Source organism: Desulfoplanes formicivorans (assembly GCF_001748225.1).
In the GTDB taxonomy this organism is placed as follows: Bacteria; Desulfobacterota; Desulfovibrionia; order Desulfovibrionales; family Desulfomicrobiaceae; genus Desulfoplanes; species Desulfoplanes formicivorans.
Map to the genome: position 1 here is coordinate 73,493 of NZ_BDFE01000008.1, position 17,086 is coordinate 90,578.

18 protein-coding genes are annotated in these 17,086 nt (G+C 55.9%); 2 read left to right on the plus strand and 16 right to left on the minus strand.

Annotated elements, in window-relative coordinates; genetic code table 11:
• Nucleotides 1-136: 136 nt before the first annotated feature.
• The 16 genes from lptE to DPF_RS03045 all read right to left on the minus strand — a co-directional run bounded on the left by lptE (nucleotide 137) and on the right by DPF_RS03045 (nucleotide 15,073).
• Nucleotides 137-640 carry an LPS assembly lipoprotein LptE gene (gene lptE / locus DPF_RS02970; protein ID WP_176724146.1) on the minus strand — a complete coding sequence of 168 codons (504 nt, stop codon included), beginning with the start codon at nucleotides 638-640 and terminating at the stop codon, nucleotides 137-139.
• Nucleotides 624-3,125 carry a leucine--tRNA ligase gene (gene leuS / locus DPF_RS02975; RefSeq protein WP_069857384.1) on the minus strand — a complete coding sequence of 834 codons (2,502 nt, stop codon included), beginning with the start codon at nucleotides 3,123-3,125 and terminating at the stop codon, nucleotides 624-626. The genes lptE and leuS overlap by 17 nt, the downstream gene beginning before the upstream one ends.
• A 108-nt stretch (nucleotides 3,126-3,233) precedes the next feature.
• Nucleotides 3,234-3,692, minus strand: coding sequence for a transcription antitermination factor NusB (nusB, locus tag DPF_RS02980; RefSeq protein WP_069857385.1), 459 nt, complete (start codon nucleotides 3,690-3,692; stop codon nucleotides 3,234-3,236).
• A 3-nt stretch (nucleotides 3,693-3,695) separates the two neighbouring features.
• Nucleotides 3,696-4,166, minus strand: a complete 471-nt coding sequence (gene ribH, locus DPF_RS02985; RefSeq protein WP_069857386.1) for a 6,7-dimethyl-8-ribityllumazine synthase — start codon at nucleotides 4,164-4,166, stop codon at nucleotides 3,696-3,698.
• Nucleotides 4,167-4,296: 130 nt separating this feature from the next.
• Nucleotides 4,297-5,550 carry a bifunctional 3,4-dihydroxy-2-butanone-4-phosphate synthase/GTP cyclohydrolase II gene (locus DPF_RS02990; RefSeq protein ID WP_069857387.1) on the minus strand — a complete coding sequence of 418 codons (1,254 nt, stop codon included), beginning with the start codon at nucleotides 5,548-5,550 and terminating at the stop codon, nucleotides 4,297-4,299.
• Nucleotides 5,551-5,617: 67 nt separating this feature from the next.
• Complete coding sequence (locus DPF_RS02995) at nucleotides 5,618-6,274, minus strand: riboflavin synthase (RefSeq protein ID WP_069857388.1); 657 nt, start codon at nucleotides 6,272-6,274, stop codon at nucleotides 5,618-5,620.
• 109 nt (nucleotides 6,275-6,383) lie between these two features.
• Nucleotides 6,384-7,508 carry a bifunctional diaminohydroxyphosphoribosylaminopyrimidine deaminase/5-amino-6-(5-phosphoribosylamino)uracil reductase RibD gene (ribD, locus tag DPF_RS03000; RefSeq protein WP_069857389.1) on the minus strand — a complete coding sequence of 375 codons (1,125 nt, stop codon included), beginning with the start codon at nucleotides 7,506-7,508 and terminating at the stop codon, nucleotides 6,384-6,386.
• On the minus strand, nucleotides 7,505-7,993 hold the full coding sequence (locus tag DPF_RS03005; RefSeq protein ID WP_069857390.1) for a deoxycytidylate deaminase: 489 nt from the start codon (nucleotides 7,991-7,993) through the stop codon (nucleotides 7,505-7,507). Before DPF_RS03005 ends, ribD begins: the two co-directional genes overlap by 4 nt.
• Nucleotides 7,994-8,194: 201 nt before the next feature.
• A complete protein-coding gene (glyA, locus tag DPF_RS03010; protein ID WP_069857391.1) occupies nucleotides 8,195-9,433 on the minus strand; it encodes a serine hydroxymethyltransferase in 1,239 nt (412 codons plus the stop codon).
• A 203-nt stretch (nucleotides 9,434-9,636) separates the two neighbouring features.
• On the minus strand, nucleotides 9,637-10,881 hold the full coding sequence (gene fabF / locus DPF_RS03015) for a beta-ketoacyl-ACP synthase II (RefSeq protein ID WP_069857392.1): 1,245 nt from the start codon (nucleotides 10,879-10,881) through the stop codon (nucleotides 9,637-9,639).
• A 271-nt stretch (nucleotides 10,882-11,152) separates the two neighbouring features.
• Nucleotides 11,153-11,383 (minus strand): acyl carrier protein, encoded by a 231-nt coding sequence (gene acpP / locus DPF_RS03020; RefSeq protein ID WP_069857393.1) that lies wholly within the window; start codon nucleotides 11,381-11,383, stop codon nucleotides 11,153-11,155.
• Nucleotides 11,384-11,472: 89 nt separating this feature from the next.
• Nucleotides 11,473-12,216 (minus strand): 3-oxoacyl-[acyl-carrier-protein] reductase, encoded by a 744-nt coding sequence (gene fabG / locus DPF_RS03025; protein ID WP_069857394.1) that lies wholly within the window; start codon nucleotides 12,214-12,216, stop codon nucleotides 11,473-11,475.
• A 25-nt stretch (nucleotides 12,217-12,241) separates the two neighbouring features.
• The gene (locus DPF_RS03030) at nucleotides 12,242-13,234 is read right to left on the minus strand and encodes a beta-ketoacyl-ACP synthase III (protein WP_069857395.1); all 993 of its coding nucleotides are present in this window, start codon (nucleotides 13,232-13,234) and stop codon (nucleotides 12,242-12,244) included.
• A 49-nt stretch (nucleotides 13,235-13,283) separates the two neighbouring features.
• The gene (gene plsX, locus DPF_RS03035; RefSeq protein WP_069857396.1) at nucleotides 13,284-14,330 is read right to left on the minus strand and encodes a phosphate acyltransferase PlsX; all 1,047 of its coding nucleotides are present in this window, start codon (nucleotides 14,328-14,330) and stop codon (nucleotides 13,284-13,286) included.
• Nucleotides 14,323-14,505 (minus strand): 50S ribosomal protein L32, encoded by a 183-nt coding sequence (gene rpmF, locus DPF_RS03040; RefSeq protein ID WP_069857397.1) that lies wholly within the window; start codon nucleotides 14,503-14,505, stop codon nucleotides 14,323-14,325. Before rpmF ends, plsX begins: the two co-directional genes overlap by 8 nt.
• 43 nt (nucleotides 14,506-14,548) lie before the next feature.
• Nucleotides 14,549-15,073 (minus strand): YceD family protein, encoded by a 525-nt coding sequence (locus tag DPF_RS03045; protein ID WP_069857398.1) that lies wholly within the window; start codon nucleotides 15,071-15,073, stop codon nucleotides 14,549-14,551.
• A 190-nt stretch (nucleotides 15,074-15,263) separates the two neighbouring features.
• On the opposite strand from DPF_RS03045, the gene rpmB reads away from it, so the two are divergent.
• Together rpmB and DPF_RS03055 are read left to right on the plus strand one after the other, a co-directional pair.
• On the plus strand, nucleotides 15,264-15,464 hold the full coding sequence (gene rpmB / locus DPF_RS03050; RefSeq protein WP_069857399.1) for a 50S ribosomal protein L28: 201 nt from the start codon (nucleotides 15,264-15,266) through the stop codon (nucleotides 15,462-15,464).
• 146 nt (nucleotides 15,465-15,610) lie between these two features.
• Nucleotides 15,611-16,990, plus strand: a complete 1,380-nt coding sequence (locus tag DPF_RS03055) for an MATE family efflux transporter (RefSeq protein WP_083254447.1) — start codon at nucleotides 15,611-15,613, stop codon at nucleotides 16,988-16,990.
• Nucleotides 16,991-17,086 lie beyond the last annotated feature (96 nt).

Here is a 17,086-nt window from a genome sequence, read left to right on the forward strand (position 1 = left end):
ATGGTTGGGAGAGAGGCAGTTGGGGAAAGATGATGGACGGAGGGTGATTGTGCCTCCGGCCAGGAGCACTGTATCTCCTGGCCGGACTGCACGGTTTGTTGTCGATTCGAAATGGACGTTTCCCGGTTTCTGCCTTTTAAAACGCCTGTCCCAGACGGTCGGCAATTCTTTCCGCGGCAAGACGAACGGCATCTTCCCGGGCGTCCTGTTCGTTGGATTCGCCCTTGAAGGATTGGGACACGTAGATCGTTCCCGATGTCCAGATCAGGTTGTGATCGTTGGCATTGTACATATCAACGGCAACACGCAGCTGGATGGCCGATGTCACGGTTTCGTCGTCCGATCCCTTGAGGGTGCTTGAGGACGAGTACCCAAGAACCCGGATGGTCACCAGGGTTTCGGCCTCGTTCCTGCCGACCCATCTGACCTGACCGCGTCGGGTGAACTCGTCCCGGAGTTCCGCCCGAAGCGAAGGCTCAAGCCAGGATTCGGTGGACGGATTTTCGAACTTGGTTATGCACAAAAGGGTCTGGCCCCGGGGAAGTTCAATGGGAGCCATGGCACTCAACGAGTATCCGCACCCCCCCAGGGAGCAGACAAGCACGAGCCAGACAACAAGAGTTCTAACTGACGACCACATTGACGAGTTTCTCCGGGATGACAATGATTTTGCGGATGGTCTTGCCGGCGGTGTGTTTGGCCACATTGGGGTCGGCCAGGGCCGCCTCTTGGACCGATTGCTTTGAAGCCCCCGCAGGCACGGCAATTCTGCCCCTGAGTTTGCCGTTGACCTGGACCACGATGGTGATTTCATCCTTGGACAGTGCCTTGGGATCATAATGGGGCCAGGGCTGTTCCGACAAGGGAGTTTCATATCCCATGGCCTGCCAGAGTTCTTCACAGATGTGAGGCGTGATGGGAGCCAGAATGGTCAGAACCGAGCTGATGGCCGAGGAAAGCAGAAGGGGGCCGTTGGCCGAGGTCTTCATGGTTTCCTTGGACTTGTACAACTGATTGACCAGTTCCATGGACGCGGCAATGACCGTGTTGAACTGGAATTTGTTCTGGATGTCCGTGGTGGCCTTGAGCACGGTCTCATGTTCCTTGCGTCGCAGATCTTTTTCTTCGCTGCTCAAGGTCAATCCGTCCATGGACCGTGTGGGCCCGCAAGGTGTCAGCAGGGGAAGAAGTTCATCCACGAGTCGCCAGAGCCGGTTCAGGAACCGATGGGCTCCTTCCACCCCGGCATCCGACCATTCCAGATCCTTTTCCGGGGGCGCGGCAAACAGGCAGAACAGGCGCGTGGTGTCCGCGCCATATTGTTCGATGAGGTTGTTGGGATCAACCACATTGCCCTTGGACTTGGACATTTTGGCCCCGTCCTTGAGGACCATCCCCTGGGTGAGCAGGTTCTCGAAAGGTTCGTCCACCCCCTGGAGTTCTCCCATGTCCCGCAGTACCTTGACCCAGAATCGGGCATACAGGAGGTGCAGGATGGCATGTTCGATCCCTCCGATGTACTGGTCCACAGGCAGCCAGTAGGAGATGGCTTCCTGGTCAAAGGCCGACTCGGTTCTTCGGGCGTCCGTATACCTGGCAAAGTACCAGGAGGATTCCACAAAGGTATCCATGGTGTCGGTTTCGCGGCGGGCCTGTTTGCCGCATCGAGGGCAGGTGGTTTCCACAAAGGGCGCATAGTCCGGCAGGGGCGACTTGCCGTCCTCCCGGGTGGTGATGTCCATGGGAAGTTCCACGGGCAGATCCTTCGGATCAACCGGCACGGCTCCGCATTCCGGGCAATAGACAATGGGAATGGGAGCTCCCCAGAACCGCTGTCTGGAAATATTCCAGTCCCGCAAACGGTAGTTGACGGTCTTTTTGCCGATACCCCTGGCGTCCAGGGTCTGGGCGATCTTTTCCTTGGCCTCTTCGTTGAAAAGACCGTCGAATTCTCCCGAGGCGGTCAGGTAGCCCGGGTCGGCATAAGCCTCGGTCATGGTGGCCGGGTCAAGGGTTTCATCTTTGGGCTGGATGACCACCTTGATGGGCAGATCGTATTTGCGGGCAAATTCGAAATCCCTCTGGTCATGGGCCGGAACCGCCATGACTGCGCCGGTACCATAGCCCATGAGGACAAAATTGGCTACAAAGATGGGCATCTTGATCCCGGTGACGGGATTGATGCAGTAGCTTCCGGTGAAGCATCCTTCCTTTTCCAGATCTTCGGCCGTGCGCACGATATGGTCCATCTTGTCCACCTTGTCCCTGAATTCCTGCACGGCCCGGGCCTCGGGTTTACCCGCAATCAGGGTGTCCACCAGGGGGTGCTCAGGCGCCAGACTCATGAACGTGGCCCCGAACAGAGTATCCTGCCTTGTGGTGAACACGGTGATGGATTCGTCCATGCCGTCAACGGCAAAGTCGATCTCCATACCGTGGCTCTTGCCGATCCAGTTGCGCTGCATGGTCAGCACCCGTTCGGGCCATCCCTTGCCGAGCTTGTCCAGACAGTCCAGGAGTTCGTCCGCATAGGCGGTTATCTTGAGGAACCACTGGGACAGCTCCTTGTGCACGACCTCGGAATCGCATCGCCAGCACAGCCCGTCCTCCACCTGTTCGTTGGCCAGAACCGTATGACAGGAGGGACACCAGTTGACGGGTGCCTTTTTCCGATAGACCAGTCCCTTTTCCAGAAGTTTGAGGAAGAATGCCTGTTCCCATTTGTAGTATTTGGGATGGCAGGTGGCCAGTTCCCTGGTCCAGTCATAGGAGTATCCCAGCCGTTTGAGCTGGGTGCGCATGTAATCAATGTTTTCAAAGGTCCATTTGGCAGGATGGGTCTTGTGCTTGATGGCCGCGTTTTCCGCAGGCAGGCCAAAGGCGTCCCAACCCATGGGATGCAGTACATTGCATCCCTGCATCCGCTTGAACCGCGCAACCACGTCCCCGATGGAATAGTTGCGCACATGGCCCATGTGGATGCGTCCCGAAGGGTAGGGAAACATTTCCAAAACATAGTATTTGGGCTTGTCGCTGACATTTGCAACATGGAATGTCTGGTTGGTTTCCCAGATTTCCTGCCATTTTTTCTCGATGGTTGCGGGATCGTAGTGAGAAAGAGACATGTTTGTTCCTTGGGTGGTATCGTGAAAAAAAAGGACTGTGGCGGGTTGGTGTGATGTATTTGCAAGGGGCGTGCATGCCGTGAAATTGCAGGATGCACGCCTTTGGACTCAGCCCTTGTCGGGAGGAGTGCCTTGCCTGGTCAGACTCTTGGCCACACCGTCAAGAATGCCGTTGATAAAGTTTCTGGAGTTGTCGTCACCGAAATCCTTGGCCAGCTCGATGGCCTCGTTGATGGCCACCCGAACAGGGACATCCGGGACGTGCAGCATTTCAAAGACGCCCAACCGCAAAATGGTCAGGTCCACGTTGGCGATGCGCGAGATTTTCCAGTGCCGGGAAAATCGGGCAATGGTCGCGTCCAGTTCATCCATGTGGGTGACCACGCCATGAACCAGGCTCCGGGCAAAGGACATGTCCGATGTCTGGTCGTCCGGGGTGTCGGCTGCCAGAAAATTGGCAAAGGTTGCGTCCACACGGTCCATGCGGGGCGTGTCTTCGAAATTGACGGAATACAGCACCTGGAATGCAAATTGGCGTTCCTTACGCCGGGAAGTTTTGCCAGCCATGGTCTAAATCTGCTCCAGAACGCGAATGGATTCCAGAGTGGCTGCGGCAGCTTCCACACCCTTGTTGCCGGCCTTGCTCCCGGCCCGCTCAATGGCCTGCTCCAGATTGTCTGTGGTCAGGACGCCGAAACCAATGGGCACATTGGTGTCCAGGCAGACATGGGCAATGCCCTTGGCTGCTTCGGCAGCCACAAAGTCGAAATGCGGGGTTGCTCCGCGGATGACCGCACCCAGGCAGATGATGCCGTCGTACTTGCCGCTTGCGGCCAGCTTCTTGGCCACTAGGGGCATTTCAAAGGCCCCGGGAATCCTGACAATGGTCAGATCGTCCCGTGAACCGCCATTCCTGAGGATATAGTCAACGGCACCGCCGACCAGGCGATCCACAATAAAGTCGTTGAACCGGGCGGCCACAATGGCGAACTTGAGTCCCTTGGCGTCAAGCTGACCTTCAATGGTAGTGATATGATGCATGATGAGCTCCGATAATGGGTAAATTGTCGTGTATCTGTTGACGCATGCTGGTTGTCTGGATGCTTTTGGTCCGTGGTTCCAAAGGCGGTTGACTCCCGTTATGCATTCCGGATGCTGCGTATTTCTGGGGTCATTTGGATTGGGTGGGCTGCTTCCTTGTTGCGGCCTTTTCCTTGAGATGGAGCAGATGGCCCATCTTTTCCTGCTTGGTCAGCAGGTAGAATTCGTTTTCGGTGCACGGCGGGATCTCAATGGACACCCGTTCGACAACTTCCAGACCATAGCCTTCCAGCCCAATGATTTTCTTGGGGTTGTTGGTCATAAGGCGCATCTTGGAGATGCCCAGGTTGACCAGGATCTGGGCGCCGATACCGTAATCCCTGAGATCCGGGGCAAACCCGAGTTCTTCGTTGGCCTGGACCGTATCCCTGCCCTGATCCTGGAGATGGTACGCCTTGATCTTGTTGCCCAGTCCGATGCCCCGGCCTTCCTGCCGCATGTACAAAATGACGCCCTTACCCTCGGCCTCCACCATGCGCATGGCTGTCTGCAATTGACCGCCGCAGTCACAACGCAGGGAGCCGAACACGTCCCCGGTCAAACATTCGCTGTGGACGCGGACCATGACGGGTTCGTCCTCTTCCCACTCTCCCTTGACCAGGGCGATGTGGGTGTAGTCGTCAATGTCGCTTTCAAAGGCAATGGCCCTGAACTCTCCGTAACAGGTGGGCAGTTTGGCTTCGCTCACCCGGTAAACCAGGGAGTCGAATTTGGAGCGGTATCTGATGAGGTCTTCGCAGGTGACAATTTTCATGTCGTGCTTGGCTGCGAATTCTTCCAAGGCCGGGCGTCTGGCCATGTTGCCGTCTTCGCGCATGATTTCGCAGATCACGGCCGCGGGTTTGAGCCCTGCGAGACGGGCAAGATCAACGCTTCCTTCGGTCTGACCCGCCCGAACGAGAACCCCGCCGGGTCGGGCCCGCAGGGGGAACATGTGCCCGGGAGTGGCAATGTCTTCCGGGGTAACATCGTCCTGAACGGCCGTAAGCACGGTGGTGGCCCGATCATAGGCGGAGATGCCCGTTGTCACTCCCTGGGCCGCCTCAATGGAAACCGTGAAGTTGGTTCCGAATTTGGACGTGTTTCGCTGGGTCATCAGGGGCAGCTGAAGCTTGTCGACAAGTTCCGGTGCCATAGCCAGACAAATGAGGCCCCTGGCGTGGGTGGCCATGAAGTTGATGGCTTCAGGTGTGACTTTTTCGGCTGCAAGGCACAGATCGCCTTCGTTTTCCCGGTCTTCATCATCGACCAGGATGATCATCTTGCCCTGTTTGATGTCTTCCAGGGCTTCTTCAATGGAGCAGGAACATGTTTTCGTGGACATGATATGATAACCTCGAATGTCCTTGGGGACTGGTATGAAGATTTATTGAGAGATATGCCTGATTGTTCTAAAAGCCGTTTTGCCTGAGAAATTCCATGCTGATTCGTGACGAATCTTCATGTTCGTCCGTGCCGGTCCAGGAAGCGGTCATGCTGCGGACGTATTTGCCGATGATATCGGTTTCCATGTTGACGGCCGTACCCGGTTGCCATTTTCCTATGGTTGTTTCCTTCTGGGTGGCGGGGATGATGTTTACTGTAAGGAATCCTTTTCCGCAATCATTGACGGTCAGGCTGATTCCGTCCAGGGCCACGGACCCTTTGGGGATGACCAGGGGAGAATGCTCGGGATCGAATTCAAGGGTAAAGATGCGCGATTCACCGGCCGGATTGATCTGCTTGACCGTTGCCACACAGTCCACATGGCCGGAAACCAGGTGCCCGCCCAGGCGATCACCCAGGGCCAGAGCCCGTTCCAGGTTGACCAAACTGCCAACCTGTAGTCCCCCCAAATTGGTTCGGGACATGGTTTCGGCCGAGGCATAAACAGAAAACCAGTCGGTGGAAAAGATTTCAACCGTCAGGCAGACCCCGTTGACCGCAATGGATTCGCCAGGAATGAATTGTCGCATCCTGGTATCGGTGGCTATGCGCAGGCGCGTTTCCCTGCCCTTGTTCTCAATGGCCAGCATGGTGCCAACGGCCTGGATGAGTCCGGTAAACATGGTGGTTTCCTTGTGTCTCGTGCAGCGGGGGAACAGAAATCATTCCTCATGGGGCGCGGGACGTTTGTCCGACAGGGTTCAACTTTTCAAATGCAACGCTATTTCACGGTCAGCTGGGCCATAATCTCAAAAAAAGATCGTCGCCACAGCGGGTTGCCTGGCCCAGGCGCAGGGACACGGCCTTTTCCATGGAAGTGATGGAGCGGCCGGAAAAGCAGGCCTTGCCCTGGTTGTCCCCCAGTATTTTCATGGCCTGGTAGATGTTGATTTCATCGGCCAGGTGTTGGCGTATCAGGGACATGGCCAAAAAGCCTCCGCCTTCGCACAGCACATAGTGACATGCGCATTGGCGGTATAGATGGACGAATCCTTGCTGGAGATCAAGGCCTGATTGGCAAGCAGGCAGGGCAAGGATGGAGCAGCCAAGGTCCTGGAGGCGTTTTCCCCGGTCTGAACCGGCTTCCTGAGCCGTTGTCCAGAACATGACCTCTTGAGGACGGCTGGTAAGCAGGGTGAAAACTTCCGGGGTTGGGGGCAAATGACCGGTGACGATCACCGCCAGGGGTTGGGGACCGTCAAATCCCTGTTGCCTGCACGTCAGGGAAGGATTGTCCTTTCTGAAGGTTTCCCCGCCCACAATGATGGCGCCGGCAATGGCCCTGAGGGCATGAACACGGGCTCGGGATTCTTCTCCGCTGACCCATGCGGAATGGCCAGTTCTGGTGGCTATTTTGCCGTCCAGGGTCGTGGCCAGTTTAAGAATGGAATAGGGGCGTCTTTTGGTTTGCCATACAGTGAAATCGGCAATGAGATCCAGGCATTCCCGTTCAAGAATGCCTGTTTCCACCCTGACGCCGCGGTGTCTGAGAAAATCAGCTCCCCCACCAGCAACGTGGGGATTGGGGTCCATGGCTCCCACCACGACATGGGGGATGTTCGCCTGGATGATGGCCCGGGTGCAGGGAGGGGTTTTTCCGGTATGGTTGCAGGGTTCCAGGGTGACGAACAGGGTGCAGTTGGCCAGATCGACGTTCTTGGCCCGGGCATCGGCAAGGGCCTCGATCTCGGCATGGGGCTTGCCGCATCTGGTATGCCAGCCCGAGGCCACGATCAGACCATCCCGGACAATGACCGCACCCACGCAGGGGTTGGGCGCTGTTGCTCCTCTGCCTCGCAGGGCCAGTTCAATGGCCTTGCGCATGCACTGTTCCTTGAATGTCTGATCGAGGATCATGGGGTTTGCACCGGAAGGGACCTATAAGTGATGCCTGCTTCGTCAAACATGTCTCGAGCAAGCTGGTCGGGATAGCCTTCTGCAAAATAGATGGCCGAGAATCGGCAATTGATCAGCATTTTCGTGCAGATCAGACAGGGCTGCGTCGTACAGTAGAGCTCGGCGCCCTCAATACTTACACCGTGGGTGGCCGCCTGAACAATGATGTTTTGTTCGGCGTGCAGTGCGCGGCAGAGTTCGTGGCGTTCGCCCGACGGGATGTTCATCTGCTCCCTGAGACATCCAACCTCCTTGCAATGCTTGAGGCCGATGGGCGCACCATTGTATCCGGTTGCCAGGATGCGTTTGTCCCGGACGGCAATGGCGCCGACTCTGCGTCGCAGGCAGGTGGACCGCTGGGCCACGAGATAGGCGATCTGCATGAAGTACTGGGGCCAGGGGATCCGGTCATCCCTGACAGGAAGAAGATCGGGGTTGGTTGGCATGGTTACGATGTCACGTTGGGGATGAAAACATGTACGTTAAGCATGCAGGACAAGCGCGTGCTGCATGTGGTCCCTGCCGGCTGCCATGTTCGGTTGACTTCAAGGTCGTGCCGAACATGGCCGTGCAGTCAAAAGGCCCAGGCGTGTTGTGCACGTGGCCCAAGGTAGACGCGGGGATGGCTCCCCGCGTTTGTTCCTTGCTTACCAGGCGAACAGCGGGAAGTCGCGGGCAAAGGTTTTTACTTCCTTGCTGATTTCCGTGAGCCTGGTCTTATTGTCAATATTTGCAATGGTAGCCGTGATCCACGCAGCGATTTTTTCCATGTGCTCTGGCTTCATGCCGCGGGTGGTAACGGCTGGAGTCCCCAGGCGAATGCCCGATGTCACAAAGGGGGACCGGGTTTCAAAGGGAATCGTGTTCTTGTTGGCCGTGATCCCGGCCTTGTCCAAAGCGATTTCCGCATCCTTGCCGGTAACATTCTTGTTGGTCAGGTCGATGAGCATGAGGTGGTTGTCCGTGCCTTGTGAAACCAGGTTGAAACCGGCATCCTGGAGATGTTTGGCCAGGGCCTGGGCATTGTCGATGACCTGCTGCTGATAGGTTTTGAACGCGGGTTTGAGGGCTTCGCCAAAAGCAACCGCCTTGGCCGCGATGATGTGCATGAGCGGTCCCCCCTGGATCCCCGGAAAAATCTGGGAATTGAGTATCTTTCCAAACTCCTCGGAGCTGAGAATCATGCCGCCACGGGGACCGCGCAGGGTTTTGTGCGTGGTTGTTGTGGTGAAATGGGCATGCTTGATGGGCGATGGATGCAGACCTGCGGCAATGAGACCGGCTATGTGGGCCATGTCCACCATGAGTTTGGCATTCACGGAATCGGCAATTTCCCGGAACCGCTTGAAGTCGATGGTCCTGGGATAGGCGCTGGCGCCGGCCACAATGATTTGGGGACGGCATTTTTCGGCAACAGCCTGAACCTGATCGTAGTCGATCAGGCCGGTTTCCTTTTCCACGCCGTAAAAACAGGTCTTGAAAAGCTTGCCGGAAAAGTTGACCGGGCTGCCGTGGGTCAGGTGGCCGCCATGGGAGAGATCCATGCCCATGATGGTGTCGCCGGGCTGGATGGCCCCGAAGTAGACGCCCATGTTGGCTTGTGATCCCGAATGGGGCTGAACATTGACATATTCGGCCCCGAAAAGCTGCTTGGCCCGTTCTCTGGCCAGGTTCTCGGCCATATCCACGAATTCGCAACCGCCGTAGTATCTCTTGCCGGGATAGCCTTCGGCATATTTGTGAGTCATGATGGAGCCCATGGCTTCCCTGACGCTTTGAGACGTGAAATTTTCCGAAGCAATGAGTTCCAGCTTGCTTTCTTGGCGATTCTTTTCCTTGACAATGGTTTGAAAGATTTCCGGATCAGTATGTTCGAGAGTGCCCATGAGGTTCTCCTGCGATAAATAAGGGGGTGGATGCCAGGTTCATTGGCTGGCCGTCTTGGGGCAAGGGTCGGTTGATGAAAATTCCGTGAACGATACGGTTCTCTTGCCCGGGTGTCAAAGCAAAAGGCCCGAACCAGGCACTGCCTGACAACGGGCCTTTTGCGTGGAACGCGTTTATGCCGGGTCACTGGTCAGACTGCGTGTTATCGGTTGTAGCGTTTGAACAGGATGGAGGCGTTGGTGCCGCCGAATCCAAAGGAATTGCACAGGGCATGGTTGATTTGCTGTTCGCGGGGGCTTCCAATGACATGGTTCAGATCGCATTCGTCGTCGGGGTTGTCCAGGTTGATGGTCCCGGGCACCAGCGAGTTGGCAATGCTCATGGCCGTGAATACGCTTTCCGCGCCTCCGGCCGCGCCCAGGAGATGGCCGATCATGGATTTGTTGGCCGTGACGGAAATGTTGGTTACGTGGTCGCCAAAGACCATTTTCAACGCTCTGGATTCGCTCAGATCGTTGAGCATGGTTGATGTGCCGTGAGCATTGACATGGTCGATGTCCTTCGGGGCGATTTCCCCATCGACCATGGCTGCCTGCATGGCCATGGCCATGCCTGCCCCGGTCTGGTCGGGAGCGGTCATGTGATAGGCGTCCGAAGAGGCGCCATATCCGCCTACTTCAGCGTAAATCCTGGCCCCTCGGGCCAGGGCGTGATCAAGGGATTCCAGAAGGAGCAGGCCACAGCCTTCTCCAATGACAAAACCGTCACGATCCCTGTCAAAAGGGCGACTGGCCTTTTCCGGCTCGTTGTTGCGGGTGGACAGGGCCTTCATGGCATTGAATCCGGAGACTCCCATGGGGGTGATGGTTGATTCCACCCCGCCGGTGATCATGACATCTGCCCGACCGAGTCTGATGTCTGAATAGGCGTAACCAATGCCGTGGAGGGCCGAGGCACAGGCCGAGGTGGTGGTCAGGTTGGGCCCCTTGGCTCCGGACATGATGGATACCTGGCCCGCAGACATATTGGCGATGAGTTCGGGGATGTAAAAGGGGGAAACCTTGTTGGGACCACGTTTCACAAGCCGCGTGTGAAAGTCTTCGATGGTCTTGAGCCCTCCCAGACCGCATCCGAGAATGACCCCGCACCGGGCAGCTTCTTCCGGGCTGATGGTGAAGTTTCCATCCTCGAGAAGCTGATGGGCTGCAACAACCGCGATCCTGGCAAACCGGTCCATCCGTTTGAGCTGCTTGGGGGGAATGATCTCTTCGGGATGGAAGTCCTTGAGTTCACCCGCGATTTTTGTCTGGAATTCCGAACAGTCGAAATGGGTGATGGGTCCAATCCCGGAGACTCCCCGAAGCAGGTTCGACCAGCTTGTCGCAAGATCGTTACCTATGGGGGTGATGGCTGCAAGTCCTGTAACAACAACCCTTTTTCCAATCATGCTATCCTCATGAACAGTGGTTGATTGTGATTCATTACGGGGGCTACCTTGAAAACGCGAGCCCGGTGCTGCTGGGGGCGGGTGCTGTCGGAAAGGGCGGAAAGAAGAGGAGAGAAGGTCGGCATGAATGTTCCCTGACACGGGAACCCGGTCGTCCGCGAACAGCGCATGAAAAGGATACGACAACAACGGCGTCGGCCGTTGCCCCGGCATCAGGTTGCAAAAAGGGTGTTCGCTCCTGGAAACGGCACGAACACCCTTGGGCGATCAGCTACATATGGGCTTCAATATATTTGACAGCGTCCTGAACCGTGGCAATGTTCTGGGCGTCTTCGTCTTCGATCTCAATGTCGAATTCCTCTTCCATGGCCATGATCAGTTCGGTCAGATCCAGGGAATCGGCGCCGAGGTCCTCGACAAAGGACGAGGTTGTCTTGATTTCGTCACTGCTGACACCGAGCTGTTCGATGACTATTTCCTTCACTTTGGTTTCTACGGACATATTTGCCTCCACGTACAATACAATGCTTGATGGTTTGGGGGATGGCAAGGAACGGACACGTCACCTTGCCTGACAGTGGATCGAATCAATCAGTACATTCCACCGTTGACACCCAGAATCTGACCCGTGATGTATCCCGCCCGGGGAGAAGCGAGAAAGGCAACGGCTTCGGCGATATCTTCAGGGGTGCCCAGGGTTCCGGTTGGAATGTTGGACAGAAATTTCTGCTGAATGTCTTCGGACAGTACCGAAGTCATGTCGGTCTGGATGAACCCGGGGGCAACTCCATTGACCGTTATGGAACGCCCGGCCAATTCCTGGGCAGCCGTCTTGGTCAGGCCGATGATACCCGCTTTGGAAGCGGCGTAGTTGGCCTGTCCTGCATTGCCTCTCTGACCAACAACCGAGGTGATGTTGATAATCCTGCCGTAACGCTGCTTCATCATGATCAGCGCAGCCTGTTGCAGGCACACAAAGCATCCTCCAAGGTTCACGTCAAGTACTTGTTGCCACTGATCGGGCTTCATGCGCATGATCAGGCCGTCCTTGGTGATCCCGGCATTATTCACGAGCACATCCAGGCGGACCTTGTTCTTGATCTCGCTTTTGAAGAACTCCTTGACCCGGCTCCAGTCGCTCACATCGATCCTGAAGCAACGAGCTGTGCCGCCGTTTTCCCGGATGGTTTCGCAAACAGCCTGAGCCTGTTCTGGTTTGCTCACATAGGTCAGGTAGACCTGATAGCCATCCCGGGCCAGACGCAGGGCAATGGCCTTGCCGATACCACGCGATCCTCCGGTGACAAGGGCGGTGCTGGTGAGTTTCTCAGTCATGGCGTTCACCTCGAAATGTAGGATTCTAGAATCTGATCAAAGCCGATGCCCACGTGAATCCTCCACCAAAGGAGGTCAGCAGGACGGTATCCCCGGGTGCGATCCGTCCCTGCAACTTGGCCTCGGCCAGGGCAATGGGAATGGAAGCAGCCGAGGTGTTGCCATAGCGGTCCACGTTGACGAAAATACGATCCATGGAGATGTCCAGTTTTCTGCCCAGGGCCTGGATGATGCGAATATTGGCCTGGTGGGGAATGATCAGGTCCACATCCCCGGAGGTCATCTGGTTTTTGGCCAGAATGTCGTTGCAGACGCAGGCCATGGACCTTACCGCGTGCTTGAAAACATCCCTACCTTCCATTTGAATGAAAAAGTCGGGGCCGATGCGTTGGTCGCGAACGGCCGGGCAAGCTGAACCACCGCCTTTTACCGTGAGCAGATCGCCTAGGGATCCGTCGGCACTGAGTAGAACATCCAGAATACGCCCGCCATCCTGTTCGGAGGTGGTCTTGCCTACAATGGCCGCACCGGCTCCATCACCAAAGAGCACGCAGGTGGAGCGATCCGTGAAGTCCGTACGCGAAGAGATAATCTCACTGGCCGCAACCAGCACGCGGGCCTGGGGATACAGGGCCACAAGGGCGCGTGCCTGTTCCAGACCGTAGAGAAAACCCGAGCACGCGGCAAAGACATCCATGGCAGGAATGCCCGGGATGCCCAGTTTGTGCTGGAGAATGCATGCCGTGCTTGGCACGTAGTAGTCAGGCGTGAACGTGGGAACAATGATGTGCGTGAGATCGGCAGGAGTCAGTCCTGCGTCGGCCAGTGCCTTGGTGGCAGCCTCCAGCGCCAGTACTGATGCTCCTGTTTGGGGAGGGGCAATGTGACGCGTTTTGATACCGGTGCGGGAAGTTATCCATTCGTCACTGGTATTGATGGTCTTCTCAAGATCCTCATTGGTGAGGATCCGTTCGGGGACATGGTAGCCAAGTCCCATAATGGAGGTGTATCCGGGCATGGAGAGTACCTGATTGGGAAGGTTGGGGTGCGAAAATCACGGACGATTGTCAGGCCTTGGCCCGTTTGCCGAACTGGGCGAGTTCCTTGTTTGCCTTGAGCCCCTTGACCAGATGTTCGTTGGCCTGGCTGGCCACAAATTCTGCGGCCTTTTCAATGGCGATGCGGATGGCGCGGACATTGGAAGCACCGTGGCAGACAATGGCAGTGCCATTGAGTCCCAAAAGATGAGCTCCTCCGTATTCGGCATAGTCAAGTCGTTTGGCCAGTCGTCTGAATACCGGTAGAGCCAGAAGGCATCCGAACCGAAACAGAAGACTTTTCCTGATTTCTGCCTTGAGAATGCTGGAAATGGATTTGGCGACCCCTTCGCTGACCTTGAGAACCGCGTTGCCCACAAAACCGTCACAGACGATAACATCAAAATTGCCTGTGAACAGATCTCGGCCTTCTGCATTGCCCACGAAATTCATGGAGGAGAGCTTGAACAGCTTGTAGGCTTCCTTGGCTAGGATATTGCCCTTGCCTTCTTCCTCTCCTATGCTCAGAAGTCCGACCTTGGGGTTGGGGATTCCCAACAGATCCTTGGCCAGAACTTCGGCCATGACTCCGAATTGCACCAAGTGATAAGGCTTGCAATCCATATTGCCGCCGACGTCCAGAAAAACCAAGGGATTTTTTTCCGTGGGCAGAATGGTTGCCAGGGCCGGACGCTCCACACCCTTGATCCGCCCCAGCACAAACATGCCGCATGCCAGAATGGCACCGGAATTACCCGCACTGACAACACCGTGGGCTTGTCCCTCCTTGACCAGCCGACAGGCCACATGAATGGAGGAATCTTTTTTCCTGCGCAGGACGTCGGAGGGTTTGTCTGTCATCCCGACAACCTGGGATGCATTGACAACCTGAATGGGGAGTTTGTCGGTCTTGTACTTGGCGAGTTCTTTGTGGATCTCCTCTTCTCGGCCAACCAGGAGAAGGGAGATCCCTGTTGCCTGAGACGCTTCGATCGCACCCTTGACCACGACTTCAGGTCCGAAGTCGCCGCCCATGGCATCGACCGCTATGCACACTCCGGACGGATGGTTAGGCATCCGTGTCCTTGGTTACATAGTTCCGGCCGCGGTACTTGCCACAACCGGGGCAGATGGTGTGAGGCATGGTTGCTTCGCCACATTCGCAATAGATGAAATTGGGAACATCCACATGATCGTGGGAACGGCGCATGTTTCTTTTGGACTTGGAGGTTTTTTTCTTGGGTAATGGCATGGTTGTTCCACCTCGTAATAAGTAATATTGTAAAGGGAAGAAATCAGTTTTTGGAAATTTTGAGGTTCCTGAGAACGCTGAGCCGCGGATCGCCGACTTCTTTCCTGCACGTGCATGTTCCGGCGTTCAGGTTCTGGCCGCAATCAGGACATATCCCCTTGCACGTCGGGGAACACAACGGCTTGTCCGGCAGGGCCATGATAAACTGCTCCCAAGCCAGCCCGATGATATCAAATTCAAGAATCCCGGCCTGTTCCCGGACCAGACTGTTCCTGGATGCGTTGTCATCGGCCACCAGAGGTTCGAAGAAGTCGAACGGCTCGTTGCAAACGATGCGGGCATCTTCCAGACATCGGCTGCATCCAAGGATAACCGTGCCACTCACGGTACCCTGGACAAAAATGCCGTCGTTGGCCGGGATGATGGTGAAATCGACCCGCACGGGTTGCTCGGCCCGGCATGGCAGGGCATAATCATCAAAAAGACGGTTCCAAATGTCTTGATCATGAAAAGAAAATTCCCGGCCGTTCGCCGGGATGTCATGAAGAGCTATCCACTGTGTTTGCATGCTTGCCTCGAAGGAGAAGTTTCTATAGTGAGTTCATTTTCAATGTCAAGGATTTTGCACTTGCTATTTTTGGGAGGTCCGGATAAGAGATCCTCTTCCTTGAAGCCTGCTCGGGGTGCCTGCTCCATCCCAAGGTTTTTCGCCATTTTGTATTTGATTGAAAATTTCAGTTTTATTCCAGGAGGATATAATGTCTAAAGAATGCGCAATCTGTGGGAAAAAGCCCCAGGTAGGAAACAACGTCAGTCACGCACACAACAAGAGCAAACGCCGTTTCATGCCCAATCTGCAGAAGGTCCGGGTACAGCTTCCTTCCGGCGAAGTGAAAAAGATGTCCGTGTGTACCCGGTGCATTCGGTCCGGTTCGGTAACCAAGCCGGTTGCCAAATAGCATTTTTTTCTTGAGCGCACAAAAGGGCGACCTGCAAGGGCCGCCTTTTTTTTGTGCCTTCCGGTTGTATCCTGCCCGTGTTTGCCGTTGGGCACAAGGGTACATCCGCCTGGCAGGAGCATTCAGCATTGAAGCAAAAAAGGGGCATGTACATCATGCATACCCAGCAAAAGAGAACCGGCCCCCACGGCGAGGTCATTCGTGTCAGTTTTCCCCTTGTTTTGAGTATGGGGGCGACCACGGTCATGGAGTTCACGGATCGGGTTTTCCTTGGACGTTACAGCCTTGACGCCCTGGCGGCTGCCGTGCCTTCGGGACTCATGGCCCTGCTGGTCATGTCCGTGTTCATTGGCACGGGCGGGTATGTTTCCGTGTTCGTGGCGCAGTATACCGGGGCGGGTCGGCTGGACAAGGTGGGCCGGGTGCTCTGGCAGGGCGTGTATTTTGCTCTGGCGGCCACGGTTGTTTTTGTGGCGTGCAGTTTCGTGGGAGACCATGTCTTTGATCTCATGAACCACAGCCCGGAGGTGAAGAAACTTGAAGTCGTTTATTTTTCCATCCTCTGCCTGTTCGCCGGATTCCAGGTTCTGGGCGCGGTTTTTTCCGGTTTTTTCATGGGCCTTGGTCGGACACGGCCCGTCATGCTGGTCACCCTGTTTGGGATGTGCCTGAATATTCCCCTTGATTACTGCCTGATCAACGGCGTGTGGCTATTTCCCCAATGGGGTATGCAGGGAGCAGCTGTGGCCACGGGTATGTCCTGGGTTGTGGTGGCAACCGTACTGGGATGTCTTGTTTTTTCGCCCGGTCACGGCCGCGATTTTTCCCTGTTTGCATCGGTCCGACCGGATGCGACCCTGTTCAAGCGTCTGGTGCGTTTCGGATTCCCCAATGGATTTCAGTTTTTTCTGGATATTTTTGCGTTTACTGTTTTCACCGCCATTGTCGGGCATATCGGGGTGCAGGAGCTGGCTGCCACGAACATCGTCCTGAACATCAACGGAATCGCTTTCATGCCTCTGGTCGGGTTTTCCCTGGGGACAAGCATTCTGGTCGGTCAGGCCCTGGGAGGTGGCAATCCCCCCTGGGCCGAACGGGTGACTATGGCCAGTATGCAGATCGCTGCCGCCTATACCGTGTGCGTGGGCATCATCTACCTGATATTTCCCGAGGCATTGCTGGGATTGTTCAAACCGGTGGGCTTTACGGCCGGGGAATATGCGTATGTGATGGAGACGGGCAAGAGTCTGTTGTACATTGTGCTTGTCTATCTCGGATTCGACGTCATGACCTTTGTTTTTGCCGGTGCCCTCAAGGGAGCAGGAGATACGGCCTTCATCATGAAGGCGACGGCTGTCGCCGCTTTGGGCTGCATGCTCGTTCCCCTGAGCATCGGCATCCTGTGGTTGGGCCTGGGGCTCTGGTTCGCCTGGTCGTGCGTGCTGTGCTATATCGTTTTTTTGAGTCTGTGCATGCTGGTTCGATACCATCTCGGGAGATGGCGCGAGATGTTGGTCATTGATTGACAAGGCGTTGTCGGACGTAGCCCCTACCAGGCCCGTCCAGGTGAAGCACGGTATGTCTTATGGCTTGTGACAGGGGTACAGATACCAACAAGGATA

Excerpts from the sequence above, each read along its gene's own strand:
- fabG (WP_069857394.1), bottom strand. The coding sequence starts at position 12,216 with ATGACTGAGAAACTCACCAGCACCGCCCTTGTCACCGGAGGATCGCGT.
- rpmB (WP_069857399.1), top strand. The coding sequence starts at position 15,264 with ATGTCTAAAGAATGCGCAATCTGTGGGAAAAAGCCCCAGGTAGGAAAC.
- ribD (WP_069857389.1), bottom strand. The coding sequence starts at position 7,508 with ATGATCCTCGATCAGACATTCAAGGAACAGTGCATGCGCAAGGCCATT.
- acpP (WP_069857393.1), bottom strand. The coding sequence starts at position 11,383 with ATGTCCGTAGAAACCAAAGTGAAGGAAATAGTCATCGAACAGCTCGGT.
- leuS (WP_069857384.1), bottom strand. The coding sequence starts at position 3,125 with ATGTCTCTTTCTCACTACGATCCCGCAACCATCGAGAAAAAATGGCAG.
- lptE (WP_176724146.1), bottom strand. The coding sequence starts at position 640 with ATGTGGTCGTCAGTTAGAACTCTTGTTGTCTGGCTCGTGCTTGTCTGC.
- DPF_RS03030 (WP_069857395.1), bottom strand. The coding sequence starts at position 13,234 with ATGCCCGGATACACCTCCATTATGGGACTTGGCTACCATGTCCCCGAA.
- plsX (WP_069857396.1), bottom strand. The coding sequence starts at position 14,330 with ATGCCTAACCATCCGTCCGGAGTGTGCATAGCGGTCGATGCCATGGGC.
- DPF_RS02995 (WP_069857388.1), bottom strand. The coding sequence starts at position 6,274 with ATGTTTACCGGACTCATCCAGGCCGTTGGCACCATGCTGGCCATTGAG.
- nusB (WP_069857385.1), bottom strand. The coding sequence starts at position 3,692 with ATGGCTGGCAAAACTTCCCGGCGTAAGGAACGCCAATTTGCATTCCAG.
- DPF_RS03005 (WP_069857390.1), bottom strand. The coding sequence starts at position 7,993 with ATGCCAACCAACCCCGATCTTCTTCCTGTCAGGGATGACCGGATCCCC.
- ribH (WP_069857386.1), bottom strand. The coding sequence starts at position 4,166 with ATGCATCATATCACTACCATTGAAGGTCAGCTTGACGCCAAGGGACTC.
- rpmF (WP_069857397.1), bottom strand. The coding sequence starts at position 14,505 with ATGCCATTACCCAAGAAAAAAACCTCCAAGTCCAAAAGAAACATGCGC.
- DPF_RS03045 (WP_069857398.1), bottom strand. The coding sequence starts at position 15,073 with ATGCAAACACAGTGGATAGCTCTTCATGACATCCCGGCGAACGGCCGG.
- DPF_RS02990 (WP_069857387.1), bottom strand. The coding sequence starts at position 5,550 with ATGTCCACGAAAACATGTTCCTGCTCCATTGAAGAAGCCCTGGAAGAC.
- DPF_RS03055 (WP_083254447.1), top strand. The coding sequence starts at position 15,611 with ATGTACATCATGCATACCCAGCAAAAGAGAACCGGCCCCCACGGCGAG.
- fabF (WP_069857392.1), bottom strand. The coding sequence starts at position 10,881 with ATGATTGGAAAAAGGGTTGTTGTTACAGGACTTGCAGCCATCACCCCC.
- glyA (WP_069857391.1), bottom strand. The coding sequence starts at position 9,433 with ATGGGCACTCTCGAACATACTGATCCGGAAATCTTTCAAACCATTGTC.